Origin of the sequence: Catenulispora pinisilvae (assembly GCF_015356865.1) — a bacterium.
GTDB classification, from domain to species: Bacteria; Actinomycetota; Actinomycetes; order Streptomycetales; family Catenulisporaceae; genus Catenulispora; species Catenulispora pinisilvae.
Genome location: NZ_JAAFZA010000608.1, coordinates 1 through 411, shown reverse-complemented (window position 1 = coordinate 411; position 411 = coordinate 1). Strand labels below are relative to the sequence as shown.

1 protein-coding gene is annotated in these 411 nt (G+C 70.8%); it reads right to left on the bottom strand.

All coding sequences use genetic code 11. The features are described 5' to 3' along the window. Window positions 1-411 (bottom strand): transposase (locus IZR01_RS49585; RefSeq protein ID WP_194927932.1); only part of this gene is annotated, 411 nt, incomplete at both ends.

Genomic DNA, 411 nt, shown 5'->3' with positions numbered 1-411 from the left:
GTCCTCGACCATCGGGTCGAGCTGGTTGGCGTGCATCCGCGCTGCCGAGCGGGTCAGCCGATTGCGCAGTTCCCATTCGCGGTTGCCCTTGCAGGCCCGGCGGCCACGCTGCTGGACGGTGACACGGCGCCGGACCTCGGGGAGCGCTGCATTGGCCAGCTGCGCGACGTGGAACCGGTCCACCACCAGCGTGGCGTTCGGTAGCGAGGCACGGACAGCGGCTTTGAAGATGGTGCACATGTCGTTCGCGACGAACGCGACCGCGTCGCGCCACGCCGGACTCTGGGCGTCGATCCACGCCGAGACGGTCGCGGCGGTACGGCCCTCAACCTGTCCGAGCAGCCCCGCCCCGCCGCGCAGGTCCACAAAGCCGGCGTGCCACCGGTCGGCCACAACCTCCCAGCCGTCTTC